Origin of the sequence: Rhizobium sp. RCC_161_2 (assembly GCF_041355235.1) — a bacterium.
Lineage (GTDB): Bacteria > Pseudomonadota > Alphaproteobacteria > Rhizobiales > Rhizobiaceae > Rhizobium.
The window spans coordinates 85,614-111,618 of the sequence record NZ_JBFUPL010000003.1 but is presented as its reverse complement, the minus strand read 5'-3'; the positions used below and the strand labels follow the sequence as shown (position 1 = coordinate 111,618).

The 26,005-nt window shown below is 61.0% G+C and carries 23 protein-coding genes; 11 read left to right on the top strand and 12 right to left on the bottom strand.

Annotated features, from left to right (window positions below):
• Positions 1-108 precede the first annotated feature (108 nt).
• A complete protein-coding gene (locus AB6803_RS08370) occupies positions 109-2,100 on the top strand; it encodes a PhoX family phosphatase (protein ID WP_371108442.1) in 1,992 nt (663 codons plus the stop codon).
• Between the two features lie 35 nt (positions 2,101-2,135).
• Here the strand turns inward: AB6803_RS08370 and AB6803_RS08365 are convergent, their stop codons facing one another.
• The 5 genes from AB6803_RS08365 to AB6803_RS08345 are packed head-to-tail and all read right to left on the bottom strand — an operon-like array spanning position 2,136 to position 9,425.
• Positions 2,136-2,561 carry a GNAT family N-acetyltransferase gene (locus tag AB6803_RS08365; protein WP_371108441.1) on the bottom strand — a complete coding sequence of 142 codons (426 nt, stop codon included), beginning with the start codon at positions 2,559-2,561 and terminating at the stop codon, positions 2,136-2,138.
• Between the two features lie 5 nt (positions 2,562-2,566).
• Positions 2,567-4,639 carry a hypothetical protein gene (locus tag AB6803_RS08360; RefSeq protein WP_371108440.1) on the bottom strand — a complete coding sequence of 691 codons (2,073 nt, stop codon included), beginning with the start codon at positions 4,637-4,639 and terminating at the stop codon, positions 2,567-2,569.
• A gap of 1 nt (position 4,640) precedes the next feature.
• Positions 4,641-7,466, bottom strand: a complete 2,826-nt coding sequence (locus tag AB6803_RS08355; protein ID WP_371108439.1) for a DUF4159 domain-containing protein — start codon at positions 7,464-7,466, stop codon at positions 4,641-4,643.
• Positions 7,463-8,383, bottom strand: coding sequence for a DUF58 domain-containing protein (locus AB6803_RS08350; RefSeq protein ID WP_371108438.1), 921 nt, complete (start codon positions 8,381-8,383; stop codon positions 7,463-7,465). The genes AB6803_RS08355 and AB6803_RS08350 overlap by 4 nt, the downstream gene beginning before the upstream one ends.
• 28 nt (positions 8,384-8,411) lie before the next feature.
• Positions 8,412-9,425, bottom strand: a complete 1,014-nt coding sequence (locus AB6803_RS08345) for a MoxR family ATPase (RefSeq protein ID WP_007692510.1) — start codon at positions 9,423-9,425, stop codon at positions 8,412-8,414.
• A gap of 168 nt (positions 9,426-9,593) precedes the next feature.
• Between AB6803_RS08345 and AB6803_RS08340 the strand changes: the two genes are divergently transcribed.
• Genes AB6803_RS08340 through AB6803_RS08330 form a run of 3 tightly spaced genes read left to right on the top strand, consistent with a single transcriptional unit; the run spans position 9,594 to position 12,102 of the window.
• Entirely contained in the window at positions 9,594-10,217 is a 624-nt protein-coding gene (locus AB6803_RS08340; RefSeq protein WP_371108437.1) for a DUF1285 domain-containing protein, read from the top strand.
• Entirely contained in the window at positions 10,214-10,849 is a 636-nt protein-coding gene (locus tag AB6803_RS08335; protein WP_371108436.1) for a CoA pyrophosphatase, read from the top strand. The genes AB6803_RS08340 and AB6803_RS08335 overlap by 4 nt, the downstream gene beginning before the upstream one ends.
• Positions 10,846-12,102 (top strand): CCA tRNA nucleotidyltransferase, encoded by a 1,257-nt coding sequence (locus AB6803_RS08330; RefSeq protein WP_371108435.1) that lies wholly within the window; start codon positions 10,846-10,848, stop codon positions 12,100-12,102. Before AB6803_RS08335 ends, AB6803_RS08330 begins: the two co-directional genes overlap by 4 nt.
• 16 nt (positions 12,103-12,118) lie before the next feature.
• On the opposite strand, the gene AB6803_RS08325 is transcribed toward AB6803_RS08330, so the two are convergent.
• From AB6803_RS08325 to hemF, 3 genes are all read right to left on the bottom strand, one after another.
• Positions 12,119-12,304 (bottom strand): DUF1059 domain-containing protein, encoded by a 186-nt coding sequence (locus AB6803_RS08325; protein WP_371108434.1) that lies wholly within the window; start codon positions 12,302-12,304, stop codon positions 12,119-12,121.
• Between the two features lie 133 nt (positions 12,305-12,437).
• On the bottom strand, positions 12,438-12,716 hold the full coding sequence (locus AB6803_RS08320; protein WP_371108433.1) for a hypothetical protein: 279 nt from the start codon (positions 12,714-12,716) through the stop codon (positions 12,438-12,440).
• 90 nt (positions 12,717-12,806) lie between these two features.
• Entirely contained in the window at positions 12,807-13,718 is a 912-nt protein-coding gene (gene hemF / locus AB6803_RS08315; protein WP_371108432.1) for an oxygen-dependent coproporphyrinogen oxidase, read from the bottom strand.
• Between the two features lie 158 nt (positions 13,719-13,876).
• Between hemF and AB6803_RS08310 the strand changes: the two genes are divergently transcribed.
• Entirely contained in the window at positions 13,877-14,137 is a 261-nt protein-coding gene (locus AB6803_RS08310; protein ID WP_371108431.1) for a hypothetical protein, read from the top strand.
• Positions 14,138-14,179: 42 nt separating this feature from the next.
• On the opposite strand, the gene AB6803_RS08305 is transcribed toward AB6803_RS08310, so the two are convergent.
• The 3 genes from AB6803_RS08305 to AB6803_RS08295 form a co-directional block, all read right to left on the bottom strand.
• Positions 14,180-15,823 carry a Na/Pi cotransporter family protein gene (locus tag AB6803_RS08305; protein ID WP_371108430.1) on the bottom strand — a complete coding sequence of 548 codons (1,644 nt, stop codon included), beginning with the start codon at positions 15,821-15,823 and terminating at the stop codon, positions 14,180-14,182.
• A gap of 211 nt (positions 15,824-16,034) precedes the next feature.
• Entirely contained in the window at positions 16,035-17,162 is a 1,128-nt protein-coding gene (locus AB6803_RS08300; protein ID WP_371108429.1) for a hypothetical protein, read from the bottom strand.
• A gap of 82 nt (positions 17,163-17,244) precedes the next feature.
• Positions 17,245-17,706 (bottom strand): tRNA (cytidine(34)-2'-O)-methyltransferase, encoded by a 462-nt coding sequence (locus AB6803_RS08295; protein WP_371108428.1) that lies wholly within the window; start codon positions 17,704-17,706, stop codon positions 17,245-17,247.
• 401 nt (positions 17,707-18,107) lie between these two features.
• Between AB6803_RS08295 and AB6803_RS08290 the strand changes: the two genes are divergently transcribed.
• The 4 genes from AB6803_RS08290 (at position 18,108) to AB6803_RS08275 (ending at position 22,670) form a co-directional block, all read left to right on the top strand.
• Positions 18,108-19,961, top strand: a complete 1,854-nt coding sequence (locus tag AB6803_RS08290; RefSeq protein WP_371108427.1) for an ABC transporter ATP-binding protein — start codon at positions 18,108-18,110, stop codon at positions 19,959-19,961.
• A 150-nt stretch (positions 19,962-20,111) separates the two neighbouring features.
• Positions 20,112-20,384, top strand: coding sequence for a type II toxin-antitoxin system ParD family antitoxin (locus AB6803_RS08285; protein ID WP_371108426.1), 273 nt, complete (start codon positions 20,112-20,114; stop codon positions 20,382-20,384).
• Entirely contained in the window at positions 20,381-20,707 is a 327-nt protein-coding gene (locus tag AB6803_RS08280; RefSeq protein ID WP_371108425.1) for a type II toxin-antitoxin system RelE/ParE family toxin, read from the top strand. Before AB6803_RS08285 ends, AB6803_RS08280 begins: the two co-directional genes overlap by 4 nt.
• Before the next feature lie 100 nt (positions 20,708-20,807).
• Positions 20,808-22,670 carry an ABC transporter ATP-binding protein gene (locus AB6803_RS08275; RefSeq protein ID WP_371108424.1) on the top strand — a complete coding sequence of 621 codons (1,863 nt, stop codon included), beginning with the start codon at positions 20,808-20,810 and terminating at the stop codon, positions 22,668-22,670.
• A gap of 56 nt (positions 22,671-22,726) precedes the next feature.
• On the opposite strand, the gene AB6803_RS08270 is transcribed toward AB6803_RS08275, so the two are convergent.
• Positions 22,727-23,662, bottom strand: a complete 936-nt coding sequence (locus tag AB6803_RS08270; protein WP_371108423.1) for an endonuclease/exonuclease/phosphatase family protein — start codon at positions 23,660-23,662, stop codon at positions 22,727-22,729.
• Positions 23,663-24,133: 471 nt separating this feature from the next.
• Here AB6803_RS08270 and petA point away from each other — a divergent pair, with 471 nt between their 5' ends.
• Positions 24,134-24,712, top strand: coding sequence for a ubiquinol-cytochrome c reductase iron-sulfur subunit (petA, locus tag AB6803_RS08265; protein WP_371108422.1), 579 nt, complete (start codon positions 24,134-24,136; stop codon positions 24,710-24,712).
• A 14-nt stretch (positions 24,713-24,726) separates the two neighbouring features.
• A complete protein-coding gene (locus AB6803_RS08260; RefSeq protein ID WP_065706190.1) occupies positions 24,727-26,001 on the top strand; it encodes a cytochrome b N-terminal domain-containing protein in 1,275 nt (424 codons plus the stop codon).
• Positions 26,002-26,005: the final 4 nt, after the last annotated feature.

Here is a 26,005-nt window from a genome sequence, read left to right as displayed (position 1 = left end):
CCCGCGCGCTCCCTCGCGCGGGTATTTTTCATCTACCTGTCATACGGCCAACCTAGAGTTTTGCTTGTTCTGATGAAGAGCGATTGCGAAACTTTTGGGGGTAGTGCAATGACTGAAAATCTCACGCAAAAAGATATATTTCCGACCAGCCAGCTGGAAGATGCTGACGGGGAAGGCCATAACTGTACCGACAATCCGACGATGGGGGAAATCATCGGACGTCGTTTTTCCCGTCGCGGCTTCCTGCAAGGGTCGCTCGCTGTTTCCGCTATCGCTGCGACGGTGGGGCCGCTCGCATTGGTAAGCGCGGAAAAGGCGCGCGCAGCCGGCGGCTCGGCCTTCGCCTTCAAGGAAGTCGAAGCCGGTGTCGATGCCGATCACCATGTCGCCGAAGGTTATGATGCCAATGTGCTGCTGCGCTGGGGCGACGCGCTCTTCGCGGATTCACCGGTCTTCGATCCGAAGAACCAGTCCGCCGAGGCACAGCGTCGCCAGTTCGGCTACAACAATGATTATGTCGGCTATATCCCGCTGGAGGGGTCTTCCGAACATGGTCTGCTGGTGGTCAATCATGAGTATACCAACCCGCATCTGATGTTTCCGGGCCTGGTGACGATCGCCGACGGCAAGATCAAGCAGGCGCCGCTCAGCAAGGAGCAGGTGGATATCGAGATGGCCGCCCATGGCGGCACCATCGTCGAGATCCGCAAGGTCGACGGCAAGTGGCAGGTCGTTCCGGACGGCAAATATAATCGCCGCATCACCGCGACGACCGAGATGCAGCTGACCGGCCCGGCTGCCGGCAATGATCGGCTGAAGACCTCAGCCGACGCGACCGGCGCCAAGGTTTTCGGCACGCTCAACAACTGCGCCGGCGGCGTCACGCCCTGGGGCACCTACATCATGGCCGAGGAGAACTTCCACGGCTATTTCTCCGGCAAGCTGCCCGAAGGCCACAAGGAAGCTGCCAATTACAAGCGGTATGGCGTGCCGGAAGGCAGCTACGAATGGGCGAATTTCTATGACCGATTCGATCTCTCCAAGGAGCCGCACGAGCCGAACCGCTATGGCTGGGTCGTCGAGGTCGACGTGCTCGATCCGCAGTCGGTGCCGAAGAAGCGCACGGCGCTTGGCCGCGTGAAGCATGAGGGTGCTGCCAATATTGTTTCCAAGGATGGCCGCGTGGTCCTCTATCTCGGCGACGACGAACGGTTCGACTATGTCTACAAGTTCGTGACGGCCGGTACCTTTAATGCCGCCGACCGAGCCGCCAATCTCGATCTGCTCGACAATGGCACGCTCTATGTCGCCAAGTTCTCCGAGGACGGCACGCTTGCCTGGTTGCCGCTGACCTTCGGCCAGGGGTCGCTGACGGCGGAACATGGTTTTGCCAGCCAGGCCGACGTGCTGATCGAAACGCGCCGTGCCGCCGACTTGCTCGGTGCGACCAAGATGGACAGGCCGGAAGATATCGAACCCAATGCCGTCAACGGCAAGGTCTATGTCATGCTGACCAACAACAGTAAGCGCAAGGCCGATCAGATCGATGCCGCCAATCCGCGCGCCGACAATGCCTTCGGTCACATCATCGAGATCAGCGAAGAGGACGGTGTGTTCTCGGCGACCAAGGGCAAGTGGGAAGTACTGCTGAAATGCGGCGATCCCTCCGTTGCTGCCGTCGGGGCTTCCTTCTCGACCGAGACGACGAAGAACGGCTGGTTCGGTATGCCCGATAACTGCTCCATCGATGCCGCCGGTCGTCTCTGGGTGGCGACCGACGGCAACAGCAACAAGGCGACCGGCCGCACCGATGGTCTCTGGGCTGTCGATACGGAAGGTGATGCGCGGGCGACCTCGAAGTTGTTCTATCGCGTGCCCGTCGGCGCCGAGCTTTGTGGCCCGCTGTTCCTGCCCGACGACCAGACGGCTTTCGTGGCCGTGCAGCATCCGGGCGATGGCGGCGATGACTGGTCGGGTCACGGCCGTCCGTCCTATTACGAGGATCTGTCGACGCGCTGGCCGGACTTCAAGCCGGACATGCCGGTGCGTCCCGCGGTGGTGGCCATCACCAAGACCGGCGGTGGCAAGATCGCCGTCTAACGCTTTGTAAAGAACAACCTATCGCCCCGTCTGCCTCAGCGGGGCGATAGTTTTTTCTGCAGGAAATAGCGGCTACGACCCAAGGGGAAATCGGGTAACTCGCCGAAGATTGCATAGCCCTGCCGCTGATAGGCGCGCAGCGCCTGTGGATTGAAAGTATCGATCCAGGCGCCGAAACAACCTCGCGACACCGCTTCCGCTTCCGCCGCTTCCAGTAGCTTGCCGGCCATGCCCTGGCCGCGCAGTGTTTCCGGCACGAACAGCCATGCCGTGAACAGCCAGCCCCAGGCCGTATAGCCCGAGACGCCGCCGATGGTCTCGCCGCCTTCGTCGCGGATCAGGACTGCAAGCGCGCGGCGCTCGGACGGACCGACATCGGCGGCATTGAAGGCCGTCAGGCCTTCGCTGATCGCCGCGAGGTCGCTTTCGGAAGGAGTGTCCGTTACATCAAGTCGCCACATGGTACTCACCGTCCTTCACGCCACCACATGGCGGAAAAGCCAAAGAGGAGGGCGGCAAGACCGGCAAAACCCGCAAAGAGCGGCAGATTGTTGATGCCCTTCAGGATGGTTTCGTCGGTCATGCGGATGGTCAGGCGCTGATCGTCGGTGACACGCACGGCACCGCGCACCGGCAGGATCGGCGGGACGGTGACGCCACCGCCTGCGGTCGCAACCCGGGCAACGAGACCCTTGGTCTTTTCCGCCAAAGGCTTCAGCGTCTCCGTCGTCGAGATCATCGCCTTGAACTCCGGCGCATCGACGGCGCCGACATGCACCAGCGTCGAGAGATTGCCGTTGGCGATCTGGTAGAGCCCGATCTCGTCCATGCGCTTGTCAGCCTGGTAGAGCCCCGGCTCGGTTTGCTTCAGCGGCAATGTCTGTGTCTTGCCGGAGGGGGACTTGATCGTGGCGGGGCCGGGATCGTCGCCGATCGTCTGGCGGGTCACTTCCAGCGTGCGGCCAGCGGCGCGCGCCGTCAGCGCCTCTTCCTCCAGCGCCGGCTCCTTTAACAGCCAGTGGGCGATGCGGCGATAGAGCGACACATGCGGCCCGCCGCCTTCGAAGCCGCGGGCCCAGAGCCAGCCTTCGTCGGACAGCAGCATGGCGACACGGCCCTGGCCGACGCGGTTCAGCACCAGCAGCGGGCTGTTGTCGGCGCCGACCATCACGGTCTGGCCCTGCGGCTTCTCGACATCGACGCTGCGGAACCAGCGGCCCCAATGCGGCGGCTCGGTATCCGATCCGTCGAGGCCGCGCGTGACCGGATGCTTGCGACCTTGATCCGACAGGCGCGGATAGAAGGGCTTCTCGATCATCTGTCCGGTCGGTTCGGCCGGAAGCACAGCGGAGAGCGGCGTCAATGCGATCGAATTGCCGGCCGCATGCTCAGGCCCGGCGGCCACCAGCAGCGCGCCGCCGTTTTCGACATATTGGGCCATATAGTCGTAATAGATCGTCGGCAGGACGTTGGGACGGTCCTGGTAACGGTCGAAAATGATCAGGTCGAACGAGGTGATCTTGTCGACGAAGAGTTCGCGTGTCGGGAAAGCGATCAGCGACAACTCATTGATCGGCGTACCGTCCTGCTTGTCCGGCGGACGCAGGATGGTGAAGTGTACGAGGTCGACGGAGGCGTCCGATTTCAGCAGATTGCGCCAGGCACGCTCGCCGGCATGCGGCTCGCCGGAGACCAACAGCACGCGCATATTCTGGCGGATGCCCTCGATCATCTGAACGGTGCGGTTGTTGATGGGCGTCACTTCGCCCGGCACTTCGGCGACGGCGAATTCGAGCACGTTGTTGCCGGCGCGGGGCACCTTGAAGCTGAAAGGCGTGTCCTGGCCGGGTGTCGCTTGCAGCGTGGCGATCTCATCGCCGTTCATCTTGACGGTCACGTCTGCCATGCCGCCGGGGCTCTTGCCGTCGTCGATGACGCGCAGCACGAGCTGTTGCTCGTCGTTGACGATGCCGAAACGCGGCGCGCGCACCACTTCGATGCGCCGGTCGAACTCGTCCGGCTTGCCGGTGATCAACCCGTGGATCGGTGCGTCGAAGCCGAGCGCCTGATTGATGCCGGGAATATCGTGGATCTGGCCGTCCGTCAGGAAGATCGCGCCGCCGACGCGGGCGGGCGGGACATCGGCGATTGCAGAAGAGAGTGCGGAGAAGAGCCGCGTCGAGGGAGATTCGGATTCAGCGGGTTCGCGCACTTCGACGATGCGCGGCTCGATGCGCGGGAATTGCGCCAACCGGTCCTTCAGCGCCTCCAATGCCTCGTCGGTCATCTTGATGCGCTCCGGCGTCTGCTGGCTCAGGCTGCGGTCGACGATGACGGGGACGATGGTCGAGAGCTGGTCGCGATCCTCCTGCATCAGCACGGGATTGGCGAGTGCGGCTAAGAGGGCGAAGGCAGCCAGCGCACGGATCCAGCCGCCACGCATGCGCCGGAAAACGGCGAGCGCGGCAATGGCAAGCGTGATCACCGCGAGGGCGGCGAGGGCGGACCAGGGCAGGAAGGGGGCAAAACCGATATTCATTTTATTGCCCCAACCGTTCCAGGATATCAGGGATATGCACCTGATCGGCCTTATAGTTGCCGGTCAGCATGTACATCATGATGTTGACGCCCGTGCGGTAGGCATATTCGCGCTGTGTCTCGTCCGGCGGCACTGTCGGCAACAGCGGCGAACCATTGTCGCCGATCGCCCAGGCGCCGGCGAAATCATTGCCGGTGATCATGATCGGGGTCACGCCATCTGCCGAGGCGACGGCGTTGCCATCGCCGCGCGTATCCTGCCGTGCCTCGATCCAGAGCGGGCTATCGGCATAGCGGCCGGGAAAGCTCGAGAGCAGATAGAAGGATTTCGTCAGCACATGGCCTTTCGGCACAGGTTCCAGTGCCGGAATGTCGAGATTGGCGAGGATTTCCTGCAGCCGCTGTCCGTTCGGGCTCGGCGTTGTGGTGTCGCCCATCGTGTCGATGGCGTCGCGCGTGTCGAAGAGCACGGTGCCGCCATTGCGCATATAGGCGTCGATGCGGTTGATGGCATCGTTGGACGGCATTGGGGCGGTGGCGGAAATCGGCCAATAGATGATCGGATAGAAGGCAAGTTCGTCCTTGGCGGGATCCAGCGCGACCGGAGGGCCGGGCTCCAGCGTCGTGCGATAGGTCAGAAAATCGGAAAGACCGGCAAGGCCGCGCTCGGAAACATGGTCGACGTCGGACTCGCCGGTGACGACATAGGCAAGATGCGTCTTGTCGAGCCGCGAGAAGATGGTGTCGTCGCCGGGTTTGGAATCATCGGCCGAAGCGCTCCCCGAATGCAGGAAGGTCGCGACCGAGACTGCGAGCAGCAGCATAGCGGCGGTACTTGCGGCCGTCTTGGTCGACCTGCGAAGGCGCGGGAAGGCGCCGTTCATGAAGAGCACGATCAGGCTATCCGCGAGAAGGACAAGGAAGGCGATGGTGAAGAGGATCGGCTTGGCCGACCAGGCTTCCCCGCCGATGAGACCCTCGCGCGCGACCGAGAGGCCTGCCGCAGAGGCATCCAGCGGCTTCAATTGTGCGCCGTCAGGCAGAACGTTGAGGGCGACAAAACCTTCCTCCGAGCCGTAAAGACCGGGCGGATTGTCGAAATTGGCGATGATTCCACCCTTGTTGTTCGGATCGAGCGGGCGAGCATTGCCGGTTTCGCTGGCTAGCGCGCCCTTGGCGGTTAGCAGCCGGTAAGGCGGCATGGCTTCGCTGGTCTTCGGCGCGTTGTCGCCCGAGGTGACACCGCCTGAGCGGGAGAGCTGTACGATACGGCGCAGCATTTCGACGAAGTCACCCGAGATCGGCAGATCGGACCATTGCGGCTCGGCGCTGACATGGAAGAGGACGATGCGGCCGGCCTTCATCTGTTTTTCGGTTACCAGTGGCGTGCCGTCTGCAAGGCTTGCCCAGGTGCGCTCTGCAAGGTCAGGTGTCGGTTCGGCGAGCACCTGCCGCTTGATGAGGACATTGGCGGGCTTCGGCATGCCGGCAAAGGGGCCGAAAGTGGGGAAATCGGCGAGCGGCTGCGGTTCGGCCCAGGAGAGAGCGCCGCCGAAAGTGCGTTCGCCCTGGCGCAACGTCACCGGCACCAGCGGGTCTTCGGCGGGCGCTGCGGCAAGTCGTGGCCCGGCAAAGCGCACCAGCGTGCCGCCATTCTGGATCCATTGCTGCAGCGGCCCATAGCTTTCCTGCGGCAGGCGGCCGACATCGGCCATGATGATCACGGACGGATTGCCGGCGAGCAGTTCAGGGATCGACTTTGCCAGATCGGCGCTGTTCGGCTGGGCCAAGTCGGCATAGGGCTGCAGGGCACGCTGGATATAATAAAGCGGAGACAGGATCGGCTGGAATTCGTCGGCGGCCTGTCCGGACAGCAATGCTACGCGGCGGCGTTTAAAACCGTCGTCGAGCAGGTGCACGGTGCCGGCGCTTGCATGCCGGTCGATGCTGATGCGGGCGAAATCGTTGCGCATCTCGAAGGGAGCAGCGATTGAGCCGGTCGCAACCGTCTGGCCGCCGGTGAAGTTCAGCGAGCCCGCCGCGATCGGCCGTCCCTGATTGTCGAGGGCGGATAGCCCAAGCCGGAGCGGGTTGGCGGCGTTCAGCCGCGTCGCGGTGACGGTCATGTCATTGGCGGCATTGGTGGCGCCGGTGATCGCCAGCACATCGCCGCCGTCGCCCTGGATCAGACGCAGTTCGCTCGGCTTCAAGGCGGCGAGCTGGGTGAGGATATCGTCCTTGTCCTTGCTTTCGACACCGTCGGAGAGGAAGGCGATCGTGCCCGGCTCGGTGCCGTTGAGGGCGGACTTGATGGCCTGGGCGGCGCGCTGACGATCTGGCACCAGCGGTCTTGGATTGATCGCATGCAGCCTGTCGCGGGCGGCTGTCGCTGCGCCGGGCGTGCTGTCGTTGCTTTGTTCGGCTGTGAAGGCGATGGAGACGGGTATGCCCTTCGCGTCGGCGTCATCGATCAGCGCATCGGCCGTCTGCACGCGGCGCTCCCAATCGGAAGCCGTCGCCCAGCTATTGTCGATGAGCAGCACCAGCGGACCGCTGCTCGATAGCGTATTGGTGCGCGGATTGAACATCGGATTGGCGATGGCAAGGATGACGAGAGCGGCGAGGGCCATGCGCAGCAGCGTCAGCCACCAGGGGCTGCGCGCCGGCGTTTCCTCACGCTTCAGAATCTTTGCCAGGATGCGCAGAGGCGGAAAGACCTCCGCCCTTGGATGCGGCGGGGTGAGACGCAACAGCCACCAGATCGCCGGAAGCAGGATCAGGGCACCGAGGATTGCGGGGGAGGCGAATGCGAAGGAGAGACCACTCACGGCTGCCCTCCAGATATCGCCCGGGCCGGCATGCCGGAAAGATACATATGCACGGCGACCAGCGCCTCCGATGCCAGCCGGTCGGTGCGGTGGCTCACAAATGTCCAGCCGAGATGGCGCAGTGACTGGCCGAGACTGTCGCGGCGGGCGAGATAGGCGCGCTGATAATCCTCGCGCAGGTTTTCCGCCCGTCCGGCCACCAGCTTCGTGCCGGTTTCGGGATCGCTGAACTCGGTGCGGCCGCTGTAGGGAAAGATTTCCTCGGCTGGGTCGGCGATCTCGACCACATGGCCGCGCAGTCCCCGGCGGCCAAGCGGCCCGATCCGGCTCATGACATCGTCGGCATCATCCAGAAAATCGCCGATCAGCACGATATCGCTCCAGCCGCGGATCATCGTGGTCTGCGGCAGGCCGCCCTCGAGTGGGGTGTGCATCAGTGCCGCCGCCAGCCGTTCGGCGGCATTACGGGTGGAGACCGGCTCCATGATGCCGGGGCAGCCGACGCGCTCGCCGGAACGGGCAAGGATTTCGGCAAGCGCCAGCATCAGCACCAACGCGCGGCTTTCCTTGGAGACATGGCCATAGGTCGATTTGTACATCATCGACGGCGACATGTCGGCCCAGAGCCAGATCGTGTGCGCCGCTTCCCATTCATGATCGCGGATATAGGTGTGATCGTCGCGGGCCGAGCGGCGCCAGTCGATACGCGATAGGCTTTCGCCCTCGCTATAGGGGCGGAATTGCCAGAAATTCTCGCCGATGCCACGCTTACGCCGGCCATGCCAGCCGGCAATGACGGTGTTGGCGATACGCTTGGCTTCGACGAGGCAATCCGGCACGAGGGCGGCACGGCTGCGAGCGCGGGAGAGGGCATCATTGCCTGAGGTCGGGCTGACGATCTGTCCGATGGATGCCACGCGCTTATACTCTCCTCGATATCCCGCGTTACGTTCTTGACTGCTTGACCAGCCCTGCAATCACGTCCCGTACCGACATGCCTTCGGCGCGGGCGGAAAAAGTCAGCGCCATGCGGTGTTGGAGCACCGGCTCGGCCAGCGCATGCACGTCGTCGAGCGAAGGCGCAAGCCGGCCTTCATAGAGCGCGCGGGCGCGGGCGCAGAGCATCATCGCCTGGCCAGCGCGCGGGCCGGGACCCCAGGCGACGTGCTTGTCGGTCGAGGCATTGCCCTGACCGGGACGGGCGGAGCGCACCAGCGAGAGGATGGCGTCGACAACGCCGTCACTGACCGGCATCTGGCGGATCAGCGTCTGGATCTCGATCAGTCGCTCGGCATCGATGACCGCATGCGGCGTCGCCTCGTTGAGGCCGGTGGTTTCGAGCAGGATCCGGCGTTCGTCGGCAAGCTCCGGATAGTCCACGTCGACCTGCAGCAGGAAACGGTCGAGCTGCGCTTCCGGCAACGGATAGGTGCCTTCCTGCTCCAGCGGGTTCTGTGTTGCCAGAACATGGAACGGCGCCGGCAGGTCGTAGCGCTGGCCGGCGATGGTGACGTGATATTCCTGCATCGACTGCAGCAGCGCCGATTGCGTGCGCGGCGAGGCGCGGTTGATCTCGTCGGCCATCAGCAATTGAGCGAAGACCGGGCCCTTGACGAAACGGAAGGAGCGGCGACCGCTTTCATCCTGGTCCATGACTTCGGAGCCGAGAATATCCGACGGCATCAGGTCCGGCGTGAACTGGACGCGGTTGGCGGCAAGACCGAGAACGGCGCCGAGCGTGGTCACCAGCTTGGTCTTGGCAAGGCCCGGGACGCCGACAAGCAGGGCATGACCACCAGCGAGCACGGCGAGAAGCGTGTTTTCGACGACGCTTTCCTGGCCGAAGATAACCTTCGAAACCTCATCGCGGATGGTGGCGATATCGCCCAGTGCCCGCTCGGCCGATGCAATCATGGCCTGGTCGTCGAGGCTCGTTTCGGTCGATTTGATCATGCCCATTTGCATCTCCAACGGCTGATAAACGGTACACGCGATTCGCAGAACTTACACATTTGCCTCATACTCAATACAACTTACCGCCATGAAGATAGCTGACAAGCGCGTTTCGAATGACTATCTCGTGAGAAACGGCTGTATTCAGGACTAAGTGCAAACCGGGACGGAACAATGGCAAGCGAAGAAATCAGGTCGACCAGCGATGCGGCAAGTCTGGCTGCGCTGATTTCACGAGCGGCCGGAGATAGTGGCGGACGCAAGAAGGGTCTGCCGCCCGTCGACCAATGGAATCCGCCGTTTTGCGGCGATATCGACATGGAAATCCGCGCCGACGGCACCTGGTTCTACATGGGCACGCCGATCGGCCGCGCACCGCTGGTGCGGCTGTTTTCCACGGTTCTGCGCAAGGATGCGGATGAGAAGACCTATCTCGTCACGCCTGTGGAAAAGGTCGGCATCCGCGTTGTCGATGCGCCTTTTGTTGCGGTCGAGATGAGCGTGACCGAACGGGACGGCAAAAGGCTGCTGACATTCCGCACCAATGTCGGCGATGTCGTCGAGGCGGGCAGAGAGCATCCGATACGCTTCGTCATTCGCGGCGACAATGACGAACTGAAACCCTACCTGCATGTTCGCGGTCGGTTGGAAGCGCTGGTGACCCGCGCGGTGATGTATGATCTCGTCGAACTCGGGGAGACCGTGGAGATTGCCGGGCGAGAGATCTTCTGCATACGCTCCGGCACCTCCATCTTTCCCGTCATGCCGGTTGCCGAACTGGATGCCCTGACGCGATGAGCGAATTTCCCCTTTATTCCGCCGGTGAATTCCGGCGTCGCGCGCTCAATCAGAGCGGCGGTCCGGTCGAGCTTGCCTGGCGCGACCATGGCGACCATGCGCTCAATCCCGAAACGATCCTGCAGGTCGAGGGTTTAAACCTGCGCGATGCTGCGGTGCTGGTGCCCGTGGTGGATGATGGCGAGGACGCCAAGGTCATCTTCACGCTGCGCACCTCGACCTTGCGCAAGCATTCCGGCCAGATCGCCTTTCCCGGTGGCGCCATCGATCCGGAGGATGCCTCGCCGGAAATGGCGGCGATGCGAGAGGCCGCCGAAGAGATTGGCCTGGCGGATATTTTCATCGAGCCAGTGGCCCGGTTGCCTTATTATCTGGCGGCGACCGGCTTTCGCATCACGCCGATCCTTGCTGTGGTCAAGCCCGGCTTCGAACTAGCGCTCAATCCGACAGAGGTGGAAGATGCTTTCGAAGTACCGCTTTCCTTCCTGATGGACCCAGACCATCACGTTACCGACAGCATGGTGTGGCAGGGGATCGAGCGCCACTTCTATCGCATGCCCTATGGATCGCACATGATCTGGGGCATTACCGCCGGCATTGTCCGTACGCTTTATGAAAGGCTCTATTCATGACCTCCGTTGCCGGTGAGACCTGGTTCAAGGACGAGGCCCTGCAGCGCGTGCTGTCCCTATTGAACGCCGATGGCGGCGAGGGGCGTGTCGTCGGCGGTGCGGTGCGCAACAGCCTGATGGGGCTGCCGGTGGCCGATATCGATATCGCCACGACCTTGTTGCCGCAGGCAGTCATGGAACGGGCCGCTGCCGCCGGTATCAAGGCGGTGCCGACGGGCATAGCGCATGGAACGGTGACGCTGGTCATCGATGGAAAACCGTTTGAGATCACCACCTTGCGCCGCGATGTTGAGACGGATGGCCGGCGAGCCCAGGTAGCCTTCAGCAATGACTGGCAGGCGGATGCCGAGCGGCGTGACCTGACGATCAACGCGCTCTATGCCTCTGACAATGGCGAGGTCATCGATATGGTCGGCGGACTCGCCGATCTTGAGCGCCGTAATATCCGTTTCATCGGGGATGCCGCGACGCGGATCGCCGAAGATCATCTGCGTATCCTGCGTTTCTTTCGATTCTTCGCCTATTACGGCAACGGCCGGCCGGATGCCGACGGGTTGCGTGCCTGCGCGGCGGCGCGCTCCAAGATCGCATTGCTGTCGGCGGAGCGAGTCTGGTCGGAGATGAAGAAGCTGCTTGCGGCCAAGGATCCGGGCCGGGCTTTGCTCTGGATGCGGCAGGTCGGGATTCTGACCGAGGTGCTGCCGGAAACCGAGAAATGGGGTATCGACGCCATTCCGGCGCTGATCGCCACGGAACAGGCGCTCGGCTGGACGCCCGATCCCCTGCTGCGGCTAGCGGCTATAGTCCCGCCGGATGCCGCGCGGCTGGCAAAGCTTGCCGAAAGGCTGCGACTGTCGAAGGCTGAGGCCGCCTATTTGCAGGGCTGGGCGAATGCGCCCGGTATCAAGGACGATATCTCCGAAGCGGCCTTTGACCGCTTGCTTTACCGTTACGATACGCTCGGCATCGTCGCCCGACTGAAGCTGGCGCTTGCCGTTGCGCGGGGCAAGGCGGAAGGTGATTTCGAGGAGATGGCGCGCACGGCCCGGCTGGGCAAGCTGCTGGAGCGGACGGCAGGCTGGAAGAAGCCGGTTTTCCCGGTCAGCGGCGCGGATGCGCTGGCCGCTGGCGTCAGCGCCGGGCCTCGGGTCGGAGAAATCCTTGGCAAGCTCGAACAGCAATGGCTCGACGGCAATTTCTCCATGGACCGGGCGGCTCTGCTCGCCCGGCTGAAGGAATTGATCGAGTCCTGATGTCCATGGGCTTGGATTAGGCGGCGTTCGCTTCGTCGCGAATGCGTGCCTTGATGTTATCGACCATGCCTTCCCGGATGGTCGTCTCGCCATGGGCGTTACGCATGTGCTCGACGGCGCGACGAACCACTTCGGCATCGTCGTTGGAGCGGGTGTGCCAATCGCAGCCGGGCACGAGCGTACCACATTCGAACAGTCGCATATCTGCCTCCTGATACTTCAACGCGATGTCATTTCTTCATGCCGTGGGGCATGAAGGTCAGAACGCGAAAGGTGGAGAAAGGTTTCCTCCGCCCGGCAAGGCCTCCGCCCTGCCGGACGATGCTTTCCGGACCTCAGTCCGGCATGGCCCATGCCTTGAAGCAACCCGAAGATTGATATTTCGGAGCCGGCGTTTGTCGTGCCGAACGATCCGCCGCCATGCTGGCGACCTCGCCCTGTGATTTGCCGGCGAGCTGCATCCTGACCTGCTCGATGAAGCAGGAGAGGGGCAGATCCGATCCGCTTCTGACCCGCATATCCTCAGCCAGCCGAACTATAAATTCCGGCGTGTCGACGCTACGCAAGAGCTTCTGTTCATTCGCAGTCTCTGCAACTTGATTCTGTACTGCCATTACAATCTCCTCCGATTGAAACGCGCATTACCTAACCTAGGTACTCCTCCGAACGATTTCAGGGTTTTCCTGATGTTTTAATGTCGGCGCTTACGGCCAACGCACCACCGGCGGCAAGGACGATAGGATCGACTCAACATTGCCGCCCGTCTTCAGCCCAAAGATTGTACCCCGATCATAGAGCAAATTGAACTCCACATAGCGCCCGCGACGGATCAATTGTTCGTCACGATCTTCTTCGGTCCATGCTTCGTTGAAGTTCGAGCGCACGATCCGGGGGTAGACCATGGAGAATGCGCGGCCGACATCGCGGGTGAAGGCGAAATCGGCATCCCAACCGCCGGCCTCTTCCGTGGAATGCAGCCAGTCGAAGAAGATGCCGCCGATGCCGCGCGATTCATTGCGGTGCTTCAGATAGAAATATTCATCGCACCATGCCTTGTAGCGCTGGTAGTCCGCCACCTTGTGGCGATCGCAGACGATCTGCATGGCGCGGTGGAAGAGGACGCTATCGGTGTCTTCCTGCGTGCGGCGCCGGTTGAGCATCGGCGTCAGATCGCAGCCGCCGCCGAACCATTGGCTTGTCGTTACCACCATGCGGGTGTTCATGTGCACGGTTGGCACATTCGGATTGACCGGGTGGGCGATCAGCGACAGGCCGGAGGCCCAGAAGCGCGGATCTTCTTCGGCGCCTGGGATCTGGCTGCGAAAGTCGGGCGAGAATTCGCCGTAGACGGTGGAGGTGTGGATGCCAACCTTCTCGAAGACGCGGCCTTCCATCATCGACATGCGCCCGCCGCCGCCTTCGCCGTTCTCCCGCTGCCAGTCCTTGGCGACGAAGCGCCCCGGCGTCTGATCGGAAAGGGGGCCTGCAAGCTCGTCTTCCAGCTGTTCGAACTCGGCGCAGAGCGCATCGCGCAGGCTCTGGAACCAGCCTTGTGCCGCTTCCTTCTTGTCTTCGATGTCCTCGGGCAGTTCCTTGGGGAGGTTCGGTCGTTCCATATGTGCATCTCCGGATGCGGGCGGCCGATGCCCGCGATTCGATTTGTCGCCTTGAATATCAGCAACATCGTGGCGGAACCAGCGCGCTTGTCTCACCGGAGAATCGACTCGCAAATTGTCAAATGCGGTATTATGTTCCCTGTTAAAGGCGAGGTTTCATGATGAAGATACCCGGACCGCCGCCCTTCGATGGGTTGAAACAGAGAATATTCCAGTACCGGCAGGAAAATCCTGCTGGCAGAAAGAATGATTTCGTTCGCGAGACCTTTTGTCTCAGCCGTCCGGAAGCCCGCGCCAAGGCGCGCGAATGGTTCGACACTTTCCCGAAAGCTGCTTACTGGACCGAAGTCGAGAGTTGGCGGCAGGTCGATGGCGACCGCATCGAGTTCACCATGCGGCGCCTGCCATCGGCGGATTGACCGGAAGACAGTAAGAGTGTCGTCGCCAGCGGTTTGAAACGGCTATTGCGTGTTCCGCAGCCGGCTCTCGATCAACAGCCCGCTTTCATCCAGGATGGGATGCGCCACGGAGACGATGTGGGCGTTGATGCGCTTCAGGTCGCGCAGCATGTCGAGATGCAGCGAGCTGGTTTGCAGGCTGTCGACGCGGCCGTCGCGCAGGCGTTCGAGGTGGCGCTCGGAGGATTGCTTCTCCAGCCGGCGGACATCGACCTTCACCTCCATGAGCTGGCGGGCGAGATTGAAATCGCGGGTGACGAAGATGGTCTGCGCGATGCGCAGATTGTCGATCGTCATGCCGAAGAGTTTATGCAGCTCCTGATAACCGTCATCCGAGAAGGTCAGGCCCTTGCCGATCTTCTTCGCCACCTGTTCGGCCAGGCCTTTTTCGATGATGTCGCCGATATGCTCGAGGTTGATGGCATAGTCGATGATGACGATCGAGCGGCGGCCATTTTCGTCGTCCAATCCCTCGCGCCCGAGCTTGGAGAGATAGATCTTCACCTCCTGCTGGATGCGGTCGACCCGCTTTTCCAGAAACGCGATCTCCTTCAGCGGCGACAGGTCGTTGTGGTTGAAGGCATTTTCCGTGCGGATCAGCATGCGCTCGATAAGATCACCGACGCCGAGGACTTCACGCGTCGCGCTGGCGAGCGCCACGACCGGCGTGCTGAGCGCGTTGTGATCGAGGAACTTCGGTCCGTCATCGGCCTGCGGATCGTCGCGTACCAGCCGCAGCATCGTCTTCGACAGGAAGGACGAGAAGGGCCAGGCGCAGATGGCAAGGGCGATATTGAAGAGCAGATGCACGTCAACCGGCAGCTTGGCGGGTGAAAAATGCAGGCCCTGCATCCACGCACCGATATAGCTTGCAAAGGGCAGGACGATGAGACAGCCGATGGTGCGTACGATCAGGTTGCCGAGTGTCACGCGCCGGGCGGTGGCGGGGCCGGAGAGAGTGGCCATGACGGGCGGGATCGCACCGCCGAGATTGGCGCCGAGCACGAGCACCACCGTGAGGGCCGGAGATAGGATGCCGGCCGAGGCAAGCGACAGGATCAGCACGACCACGGCGAGGCTGGACGAGGAGACGAAGGCAAGCACGGCCGAAAAGATCAGCGCCACCGGCAGTGCGCCGTCGAGCAGGCCGATAAAGGCGGCGAGCGCCGGAGACTGCCGCATCGGTTCCGTGGCGAGGCTCAGGAGCTGCAGCGACAGCAGCATCAGGCCTATGCCGATCAGGGCTGTGCCAGCGCCCTGCTGGGTGGTGGCCGAGCGGCGGTAGAGCACTATGCCGATGAGGATGATCAGCGGCGACAGCCACTCGATGCCGGTCGCGACGATCCATGCCGTCACCGCAGTGCCGACATTGGCGCCGAGCAGCACGATCTGGGCCATGCTGGGCAGGACGAGATCGCGCTCGACGAAGGAGGCGATCATCAGCGCGGTTGCGGTCGAGCTTTGCAGCGCCACGGTTGCGACGAAGCCGGAGACGAAGGAGCGAAGGCCGCCGCGAGTGCCGCTGGCAAGACCGGTTCTAAGCCTCGCGCCGAAGGCACGCGACACACCATCCTTTACCTGTGCGAGACCGAACAGCAGCAATGCCACGGCTCCGAACAGATTGATCATCACGACGGTGGATTCCATGTCGTCTTTTTATATCTTTCTCATGCCGTGATGCCATTGATGGTAGGTGAAACCCGAGCGGAAGCCACTGAAAAGGCATGAGTTTCTGTGACTTTGCTTGCCTAGGGAATCGAGGCCATTTTGCTTGCCGGCTAAGGATTATATGCTGGTTGCGGCCATGCTCCAACACCATGTGCGACATATCCGGGCAATATTTGCGCAGTGCCCGATTTTAGTGCGGTTTTGGGGCTGGCACCTCGTCGGAAAGGCCGGTTTCCTTCGGCGGAATATTGGGCAAACTCTTGTCTGAGAAGGCTTTCTTCACCTTTTCAATCGGTACGGGGCGCCGCATCGGCCGCATTGGAGCTTCAGGTTTTGCCACGACATGCAACGCCGACGCGGCGTGAGCCTTTTCGACAATCGGCGCGGCGGCCAGGATCTCCTTCAACACTGATGTCACCGGCAGATGGCTGTGCAAATCCGTATTGGTGTGGTGCCCGGCATGCGGAATGCGACGATCAGTGGAGATGAACGGCCGGGAATTCATTTCGCCGAACCAGTCCCATTCGCCGATGACGTCGATGACGTCGGAAAAGATCGGCGGCATGGCGATGCGGGTGCCGATGGTGACGATCTTCGTGCTCTCAGCTAGTTTCGTAACTCGGGCCTCATCCTGCCTGTTGAGGTCGTGAAGGGCTGCCGAGAGCACCAGATTGCCCTTGGAGTGGCTGACGAGCAGGCGGAAGGAGAAGCGTGGATCGGCGAGAAGCGCGCGCACGGTGCGAGTGTCCAGGCTGGTGCGCGAGGTCGTCTCGTTGCTGCTCGCGCCGGCGGCGCCGAATTTCGGCCGTCCGGCAAAGTCGTCCAGTATTTCAAGGACGGGGCGCAGGCCCTTGAGATGGCCGAAGAAGAAATGTCCGCCAAGCGTCTCGGTGATGACATCGGCGAGGCCATAGCCGGAAACGACGACCGCGGCCGGTGCACCGATCGCATCGGCAACATTGCGGGCAAAGGCCGCTGCGCCAAGAGCTGAGCCGCCGATGCCGGCAACCGCCAGCGCTTGCACCTCACGGCCGCCGCGCAGCGCGAACTCTTCGAGCGTTTCGCAGAGAATGATCGCGCCGCTGCCGCTTGGCGGAACGATCATGATCGTGCCTTCGGCGGCCAGGGAGTCGCTGATGTAGAAAGCTTCGTCGGGAGTGATGACCTTGATGTCGTAGAACAGTGCATCGAGCGTCGTGTTGCGCTGGCGAAGGGCTTCCAGGGCGAGATTGCGCATCGGCGAGCGTTGCAGCCGTTCGGGCAGGCTAAGGGTGCGTGCGAACTGCGTAAGAGTGAGGGTGAATGCCGTCTGGAACATGGGTCACCTCGCCAAGGCTGCCGTAAGTTAGAGCATTCCGATGGAAAGCTTCTCACACTTCATTCAGCATGCCAACGGCAATTCACGACCACGTCGTCTGTCGCAAAGCCTCACCCGATATCATTGCGACGGACATGGCCAGATTGATGGAGCGCTGGCCTTCGAGCATGGGGATGAGGATCCGGCCATCGGCCGTTTCATGGACGTGATCAGGCACGCCGGCGCTCTCGCGGCCGAAGAGCAGGATATCGTCTTCCCGGAAAGCGAAATCCGTGTAGCGCTCGGCCGCCTTGGTGGAGGCGAGCACCAGCCGCCTCCCGGTTGCCGCGCGCCAGCTCTCGAAGCGCTCCCAATTGACATGCCGTGTCAGCGCAACGGCTGAGAGGTAATCCATGCCGGCGCGCTTGAGGTTGCGGTCCGAAATGTCGAAGCCGGCGGGCTCGATGATATCGACGCCAAGGCCGAGGCAAGCGGCGAGCCGAAGGATCGTGCCGGTGTTGCCGGGAATATCGGGCTGGTAGAGGGCGATGTGCAGCGAAGTCATGGTTTGCAACTACCGAAAACGCTCGAATTTGTCTTTGGGTATTCGTCGAATGGCTCTGATTTTGTGATGACGTCCATCAGCAAAATTGAAGATTCCGGCGCGTTTTTAGGCATATTCCGCTTTTCAAAGCTAAAAATGCACGGTAAAAGGGAGCCGCTCTACAACTTGCGACACAGGGAGGCTTAGATGAATATATCGTTCGTGATGATGCGCCTCCTGGCCATTCGACCATGGCTGTGATTCAGGCGCTATAAAGCGCACTTTCGCGAGTTCCCCCTTTTTTCGATTCGATACGCGGCTGATAGGGCCTCGTTCTTTTATCACCCGGCCACCATGTCAGCCTGTGATCCTTTGAGATTCAGCAGCCGTGGCCAAAGGGTCGAGTCTTTGGAGCATATTTCATGTTTGGCTGGTTCGAACAGCGACTAAATCCCTTTCCGAGCGAAGTGCCGGACGTTCCGCCGCGCGGGCTGTTTGCCTTTTGCTGGCACTATACCAAGCCGGCAGCACCCTGGCTGCTCGCCATGGCTTTTCTCGCCATGTTGATTGCTGCCGGCGAAGTCGCGCTGTTCCAGTTCCTCGGCAATATCGTCGATTGGCTGTCGCATGCCGACCGGGCGACGTTCCTGCAGATGGAATGGAAAAAGCTGTTCTGGATGGGCGCCATGGTGGTGGTCGGCCTGCCGCTGGCTGCCGTCATTCATTCCGTCATCATGCATCAGGTCCTGCTCGGCAACTATCCGATGATTGCCCGCTGGCAGATGCATCGCTTCCTGCTGCGCCACAGCATGACCTTCTTCGCCAACGAGTTTGCGGGACGCGTCGCCACCAAGGTGATGCAGACCTCGCTTGCCGTGCGCGAAGCGGTCATCAAGATCCTCGATGTCTTCGTTTATGTCGTCACCTATTTCCTGTCGATGATCCTGGTCATCGCGGTGGCGGACTGGCGGCTGATGTTGCCGATCCTGGCTTGGCTGGCGGCCTACATCGCCATCGTCGGCTATTTCGTGCCGCGGCTGCGCAAGATCGCCGCCGCCCAGGCCGATGCGCGCTCGACGATGACGGGCCGGGTGGTCGACAGCTATACGAATATCGCAACCGTGAAGCTGTTTTCGCATGCGGGTCGTGAGGAGAGCTATGCCAAGGCCGGCATGGATGGCTTCCTGCAGACCGTCCACGGACAAATGCGTAAGGTGACGCTGTTCTACATCGCGGTTTACGTCAACAATTGCGTGGCGCTCTTCGTCGTCTCGGCACTGTCGATCTGGTTCTGGCTCAGCGGCTCGATCTCGATCGGCGCCATCGCCATCGCCATCGGCCTTGCGATGCGCGTCAACGGCATGTCGCAATGGATCATGTGGGAAGTCTCGGCATTGTTCGAGAATATCGGCACGATCTATGACGGCATCGAGATGCTGACGAAGCCGCACGATATCGTCGATGTGCCGGCGGCTCCGGCGATCTCTGCCAAACAGGGTGCGATCCACTTCGATCACGTCCGCTTCCACTATGGCAAGGCCAAGGGCGTCATCGACAACCTGACCTTCGATATCCGTGCCGGCGAGAAGGTCGGCCTTGTCGGTCGCTCCGGCGCCGGCAAGACGACGCTGATGAACCTGCTGCTTCGGTTCTACGATCTCGAAAGCGGGCGCATCACCATCGACGGCCAGGATATTTCCAAGGTGACGCAGGACAGCCTGCGCTCGCTGATCGGCGTGGTGACGCAGGATACGTCGCTGCTGCACCGTTCGATCCGCGACAACATCGCCTATGGTCATCCGGAGGCGACCGACGCCGACATCATCCAGGCGACCAAGCGCGCCAATGCCTGGGAGTTCGTCGAAGGGCTGGTCGATATGCAAGGCCGTAAGGGCCTCGACGCGCAGGTCGGCGAGCGCGGCGTCAAGCTCTCCGGCGGCCAGCGGCAGCGCATCGCGATCGCTCGCGTCTTCCTGAAGGACGCGCCGATCCTGGTGCTGGACGAGGCAACCTCGGCGCTCGATTCCGAAGTGGAAGCGGCGATCCAGGAAAATCTCTTCGCGCTGATGCAGGGCAAGACGGTGATCGCGATCGCCCACCGTCTGTCGACACTGACCGAGATGGATCGCCTGATCGTGCTCGACAAGGGCCACATCATCGAGACAGGAACGCATCACGATCTCGTTCAGTCCGGCGGCATCTACGCCGACCTCTGGAACCGCCAGTCCGGTGGCTTCCTGGCGGACCATGAAGAGGCCGAGGCGGCGGCGCAGTAGGGATCAAGGGAAGGGCGGGCTTTGGAGCTCGCCCTTTTCGTTTTGGCTAGCATATTGGGTGTAATTGGCGACCCCTTTCGTCTTATCTATTGAGAACAATTAAGATGACGTGCTAATATAAATCTCTGATTTAGATAGGATAGGCGTTCGATGGCTACCGTTACGATATCACTGCCGGACAACCTGAAAGCCTTCATAGAAGGGCAGATTGCCAATAAGGGCTTCGGAAATGTCAGTGAGTATGTTCGCAGTCTGCTTCGCGAGGCACAAGCCAAGGAGAATGAAGCGCGCCTGCAGTCATTGCTACTGGAGGGGCTAGCTTCCGGGGAGGGGCACGAAGTAACCGAGCAGTTTTGGACTGAACTTAAAGCGGAAGCCGCTGAGCTTTTTGCCAAAGCAAAATCCGGAAAAATCTCTCAGTGAAATTGATCGTTAAGCCGGCGGCTCGCTCGGATATCATTGAGCAGTTGCGATATTATACCGATGCCGGCGGCGGCGATGTCGGCGAGCGCTTTTTAGCTGGTACCCAAGACGCCTTGTCGTCCATCGCGCAGGCACCTTTGGCTGGATCACCCCGCCGGTTCGACAATCCAGCTCTCGACGGTCTGAGATCGCGCGCTATACCCGGATTCGAGACAATTCGCGTTTACTATCTTGTCCAAGATGAAATGATCGTTGTTGTCCGTGTCTTGCACGGCCGACGTGACCTGCAAAATATTCTGGGCGACGACGATGGGGCGATGTGAAGCACCAAGTGCTCTTCAGATTCAAACATGACAAAAATATAATGTTCTCAAGCCGTGGCATTCCTTTGCGCCGTCGGCGAAACCTCCTATATCGCATGGGATGCTGATCCGCTCCGTCTACCGGCTGTTCGAGACCTGGATTGATCCCTACTACCGCGCCGGCGATCTTCGGCCGCCGCGGTCGCTCTGGGCGTTCATCTGGTATTATGTCGGGCAGGCGAAAGGGCCGTTTCTGGCGATGGCGGTGCTGGGCGGTGCCGTGGCGATGCTCGAGGCGGCGCTGTTCTGGTTCGTCGGGCATCTCGTCGATATCCTGGACAAGGTCAAGCCGGGCGAGGGCTGGACGGGACTGCTTGCGGGTCATGGCGGGACGCTGCTCGGCATGGTCTTCGTCGTGCTGGTCGTGCGGTTCCTTGTGGTGAGCCTCGGGGCACTGGTCGAGGAGCAAGTGGTCGTTCCCGGCTTCCTCAATCTGGTGCGCTGGCAGGCCTATGCACATGTCGCGCGTCAATCGATAAGCTTCTTCCAGAATGATTTTTCCGGCCGCATCGTCACCAAGGTCTGGTCGGCGGGGCAATCGACGGGTGATCTCGTCGTGTCGCTGCTGCAGGTGGTCTGGTTCATCATCATCTATGCGGCCTCGACCATAGCGCTGGTCGGCGGGCTGGACTGGCGCCTGGCGCTGGTGATCACCATCTGGATCGGCGTCTTCTCGCTGCTCGCCCGCTATTTCGTGCCGCGCATCCGCCGTCATGCCCGCAATTCCGCAGAAGCTGCGTCGGTGTTGAACGGGCGTATGGTCGATGCCTATGCCAATATCCAGACGCTGAAGCTCTTCGGCCGTGAAGAACAAAACGACGATTATATCCGCAACGGCTTCGATCGCTTTCAGGCGGCCGTCATGCCGTTCACGCGGCTTCTGACCGGTGTGCGCTCGTCGCTGGCGCTTCTGTCGGGCGTGATGATCACAACGATCGCGGCCCTTGCCATCCATCTCTGGCTCGCCGGCGAAATCTCGACCGGCGGCGTGGCCTTCACGCTCAGCATGGTGCTGCGGCTCAATATGCTCTTTGGCCGGATGATGTCGCAGTTCAATGCGATCATGCGCAATCTCGGCACGATCCAGAATTCGGCGGAAATGATCTCAGAGCCGATCGGGCTGGTCGACCGGCCAGGCGCCAGGGATCTGCAGATCGTCCGTCCGGACATCCGCTTCGAGCACATAACCTTCCACTACGGTCGCGGCAGCGGCATTATCGAGGATTTCTCGCTGACTGTCCGCGCCGGCGAGAAAGTCGGCATTGTCGGCCGCTCCGGCGCCGGCAAGACGACGCTCGTCAATCTGCTGTTGCGTTTTTACGATCTCGAAGGCGGCCGGATCCTGATCGACGGGCAGGATATCGCCACGGTCCGGCAGGAGTCGTTGCGCGCCGAAATCGGCATGGTTACTCAGGATACCGCACTTCTCAACCGCTCCGTCCGCGACAATATCCTCTTCGGCCGTCCGCAGGCGAGCGAGGAGCAGATGGCGCAGGCGACACGGCGGGCGGAGGCCGACAGGTTTATCGCGACGCTGGAGGACCAGAAGGGGCGAAAGGGCTATGCCGCCCATGTCGGCGAGCGCGGCGTCAAACTCTCCGGCGGCCAGCGCCAGCGCATCGCCATAGCCCGCGTCATGCTGAAGGACGCGCCGATCCTGGTGCTGGATGAGGCGACCTCGGCACTGGATTCGGAAGCCGAGGCGGCGCTGCAGTCCAATCTCGAAACGCTGATGGAAGGCAAGACGGTGCTGGCTATCGCGCATCGCCTCTCGACCATCGCCAAGCTCGACCGGCTGATTGTCATCGACAAGGGCAAGATCATCGAGGACGGCACGCATGACGAGCTGATTGCCCGCGGCGGCCTCTATTCAGAGCTCTGGGCGCGCCAGTCCGGCGGTTTTATCGCGGAGGACGCCGAGTAACGCGGTCATCGTAAACCTTACGCGATTGTCCGAGAAGCTTGCGCAAAATCAAAGAGCTACTTCGAAATGCTGAACTCGGTCATCAGGCCAAAATGGTTCGAGCCCATCGCATCCGGTATTTGTTTGACGGATATCAGCTGCAACGGCGCGCGCGCAAAGACATGGTCGATGGCAATGCCGTAAGCGCCAGCCATGACCGGCCAGGTGGCTGGCTCCGGAAAGGCGTGATTGAGCCCGGTATCCCTGAGGAAATCCCGCATGTCGGGGGCAATGACCGACGCATTGAAATCACCGGCTAGGATCAGCGGTCCTTCAATACCCTTGAGGATCGGGCCGAGGATGCTCAACTCGTCGGCATGAAATTCGTCGAAATAGGGCTTGCTGAGATGCGCCGAAACAAAGTTCACCGGCTGACCATCCATGTCGATGGTCGCGAGGATGAAACGATTGCGCCAGAGGCTGCCGAGGCTGCGCATGTCCTGTGTCTGAAACGGACGTTTCGACAGCAAAAGTGAATCGCATTCAATGCTCATGTCGTTGCAGCCGACGCTGTAGGGATAGGCGCCACTGATACGCTGCAACTCGGTTTTGATCGGCTCGGCTTCGAAAATCTCCACGACATCGGCGTTGGAGGCGAGAATGAAGTCGGTGATGCGGGCACCGTTCTCGAAATTGCTGTTTTCGATGTTGAAGGAGAGCAGTTTGAAGCTCTGGCTCGCGTCGGTCGCCGTCGTCGGGCCGGCGGCATATTCCCGCAGCATCAGGACAGAATGGACCGCAAGCCCGACGCCGAAGACGAGCAGGAGAACCGCATACCAGTGCCGCCGGAAAAGAAGCGCGAGCAGGGCAAGCGCAACGCCGAAGAGGCTGAAATGGGTTTGCAGGCTTTCGAAGAAGGCGAGCAGCCAGATGTCGATGATATAGCGCGCCGCCAGCGTTACCAGCAATAAGGTCGCGAGCACGCATAAAACGCAGTAAATCGTCTGCCTCATAAACATATCCTTGGCATTGCTAAAACGCAGTTCAAAAGCGGGCGGCAGAGCGTGAAATGGCGCGTGACGCAGTCATGAAATCCATAGCGCTTCAAGACGAGGAAAGACTGTCGTCTTAGAGATCAATGACCGGCATGTCATTGAATTTGTTGCGATGCAGCATTGAAATCATTGTTTATTTTGCTCTGCAATGAGGAATTTTATTATGCGAATCTTACGATTTTTCATGCTCTTACGCCGATTTGACTGCTGGCGGAGATTTTAAGCTCGCTGCTCGCAGCCAAATTGCGCGCTTTTGCCGCGACATTGTGCCTCCACCCCTTGCCAAGACTGGACATAATTTGCGATCAAGCTTAGAACGCGGCGGGATACGGAGGAATCTATGGCGGAATTATGGTCGCGTTGATTCGCCGTTTGTGAGGGGGTACCGCAGCGCCTAGCTGCGGTTTTGCGGAAGAGGATGGTCCGGTTTTGAGCGAGCATAGTACGACGAGTGAAACCACGGGCGAGCCAACTCGCCGAGATTTCCTTTATCTGACGACGGGCATGGCTGGCGCGGTCGGAGCCGTCGCCGTCGCATGGCCGTTTATCGACCAGATGCGGCCGGATGCCTCGACGCTTGCCCTTGCCTCCATCGAAGTAGACGTGTCCAGCCTGGAGCCGGGCATGTCTCTGACGGTGAAATGGCGCGGTAAGCCGGTCTTCATCCGCAATCGCACGCAAAAAGAAATCGACGACGGCAAGGGAGCGCAGATTTCCGATCTGAAAGACCCGGTCGCCCGCAATGCCAACCTGCCTCCGGATGCGCCAGCCACCGATGTCGCGCGTTCGGCCGGTGACGGCAAGGAGAACTGGCTCGTCATGATCGGTGTCTGCACCCATCTCGGTTGCATACCGCTCGGTCAGGCAGGGGAGTATGGCGGGTGGTTCTGTCCCTGTCACGGTTCAGTCTATGATACCGCCGGTCGCATCCGCCATGGGCCAGCGCCGCAGAACCTCGCCATTCCGCTATATGCGTTCACCGCAGAAAAAAAGATCAAGGTCGGTTGAGGGGGAACTGAATCATGAGTGGTCATTCGTCTTACGAGCCATCGACAGGGCTCGAAAAATGGGTCGACGCGCGGTTGCCGCTGCCGCGCATGGTCTATGACAGTTTCATCGCCTATCCGGTCCCGCGCAATCTGAACTATGCCTATACGTTCGGCGCCATGCTGGCCGTCATGCTGGTTCTGCAAATCCTGACCGGCGTCGTTCTTGCCATGCATTATGCGGCGGACACGACCGTCGCCTTCAACTCCGTCGAAAAGATCGTGCGCGACGTCAATCATGGTTGGCTGCTGCGCTACATGCATGCCAATGGCGCGTCCTTCTTCTTCGTCGCGGTCTATCTCCATATCGCCCGTGGCCTCTATTATGGTTCCTACAAGGCGCCGCGCGAAATCCTCTGGATCCTCGGCGTGATCATCTATCTCTTGATGATGGCGACGGCTTTCATGGGCTACGTTCTGCCCTGGGGTCAGATGTCCTTCTGGGGCGCGACCGTCATCACCGGCTTCTTCTCGGCCTTTCCCTGGGTCGGCGACTGGATCCAGACCTTCCTGCTCGGCGGCTTTGCCGTTGACGATCCGACGCTCAATCGCTTCTTCTCGCTGCACTATCTGCTGCCGTTCATGATCGCGGGCGTCGTTATCCTGCATATCTGGGCGCTGCATGTGACCGGCCAGACGAACCCGACCGGCGTCGAAGTCAAGTTGAAGACCGATACGGTGCCCTTCACCCCCTATGCGACGCTGAAGGATGCGCTCGGCGTTTCCATCTTCCTGCTGGTATTCGCCTATTTCGTCTTCTACCTGCCGAACTTCCTCGGCCACGCCGACAACTACATTCCGGCCAATCCGCTGAAGACGCCGGCCCACATCGTTCCGGAATGGTACTTCCTGCCGTTCTACGCGATGTTGCGCTCGATCACCTTCAATATCGGTCCGATCGACTCCAAGCTCGGCGGTGTCCTGACGATGTTCGGCGCGATCATCGTGCTGTTCTTCCTGCCCTGGCTCGACACGTCGAAGATCCGCTCGGCGGTCTATCGCCCTTGGTACAAGCTGTTCTTCTGGCTGTTCGTGGCCGATGCTGTTCTGCTCGGCTGGCTCGGTTCGCAGCCGGCGGAAGGCAGTTTCGTCGTGATCTCGCAGTTCGCGACGCTGTTCTACTTCCTGTTCTTCCTTGTCGCCATGCCGGTTCTCGGTCTGGTGGAAACACCGAGGCGCATTCCAAATTCGATTACGGAGGCGGTCCTTGAGAAGCAGAACGGCAAGACAGCCGTTCCGGCTCAAGCGTAACCGG

What these genes read in the sequence shown, in the direction of transcription:
- AB6803_RS08365 (WP_371108441.1), bottom strand. Translation starts at nt 2,561, where the DNA reads ATGTGGCGACTTGATGTAACGGACACTCCTTCCGAAAGCGACCTCGCG.
- AB6803_RS08340 (WP_371108437.1), top strand. Translation starts at nt 9,594, where the DNA reads ATGGCAAGCGAAGAAATCAGGTCGACCAGCGATGCGGCAAGTCTGGCT.
- AB6803_RS08320 (WP_371108433.1), bottom strand. Translation starts at nt 12,716, where the DNA reads ATGGCAGTACAGAATCAAGTTGCAGAGACTGCGAATGAACAGAAGCTC.
- AB6803_RS08370 (WP_371108442.1), top strand. Translation starts at nt 109, where the DNA reads ATGACTGAAAATCTCACGCAAAAAGATATATTTCCGACCAGCCAGCTG.
- AB6803_RS08260 (WP_065706190.1), top strand. Translation starts at nt 24,727, where the DNA reads ATGAGTGGTCATTCGTCTTACGAGCCATCGACAGGGCTCGAAAAATGG.
- AB6803_RS08285 (WP_371108426.1), top strand. Translation starts at nt 20,112, where the DNA reads ATGGCTACCGTTACGATATCACTGCCGGACAACCTGAAAGCCTTCATA.
- hemF (WP_371108432.1), bottom strand. Translation starts at nt 13,718, where the DNA reads ATGGAACGACCGAACCTCCCCAAGGAACTGCCCGAGGACATCGAAGAC.
- AB6803_RS08325 (WP_371108434.1), bottom strand. Translation starts at nt 12,304, where the DNA reads ATGCGACTGTTCGAATGTGGTACGCTCGTGCCCGGCTGCGATTGGCAC.
- AB6803_RS08270 (WP_371108423.1), bottom strand. Translation starts at nt 23,662, where the DNA reads ATGAGGCAGACGATTTACTGCGTTTTATGCGTGCTCGCGACCTTATTG.
- AB6803_RS08295 (WP_371108428.1), bottom strand. Translation starts at nt 17,706, where the DNA reads ATGACTTCGCTGCACATCGCCCTCTACCAGCCCGATATTCCCGGCAAC.
- AB6803_RS08330 (WP_371108435.1), top strand. Translation starts at nt 10,846, where the DNA reads ATGACCTCCGTTGCCGGTGAGACCTGGTTCAAGGACGAGGCCCTGCAG.
- AB6803_RS08335 (WP_371108436.1), top strand. Translation starts at nt 10,214, where the DNA reads ATGAGCGAATTTCCCCTTTATTCCGCCGGTGAATTCCGGCGTCGCGCG.
- AB6803_RS08310 (WP_371108431.1), top strand. Translation starts at nt 13,877, where the DNA reads ATGATGAAGATACCCGGACCGCCGCCCTTCGATGGGTTGAAACAGAGA.
- AB6803_RS08360 (WP_371108440.1), bottom strand. Translation starts at nt 4,639, where the DNA reads ATGAATATCGGTTTTGCCCCCTTCCTGCCCTGGTCCGCCCTCGCCGCC.
- AB6803_RS08345 (WP_007692510.1), bottom strand. Translation starts at nt 9,425, where the DNA reads ATGGGCATGATCAAATCGACCGAAACGAGCCTCGACGACCAGGCCATG.
- AB6803_RS08300 (WP_371108429.1), bottom strand. Translation starts at nt 17,162, where the DNA reads ATGTTCCAGACGGCATTCACCCTCACTCTTACGCAGTTCGCACGCACC.
- AB6803_RS08275 (WP_371108424.1), top strand. Translation starts at nt 20,808, where the DNA reads ATGCTGATCCGCTCCGTCTACCGGCTGTTCGAGACCTGGATTGATCCC.
- AB6803_RS08305 (WP_371108430.1), bottom strand. Translation starts at nt 15,823, where the DNA reads ATGGAATCCACCGTCGTGATGATCAATCTGTTCGGAGCCGTGGCATTG.
- AB6803_RS08290 (WP_371108427.1), top strand. Translation starts at nt 18,108, where the DNA reads ATGTTTGGCTGGTTCGAACAGCGACTAAATCCCTTTCCGAGCGAAGTG.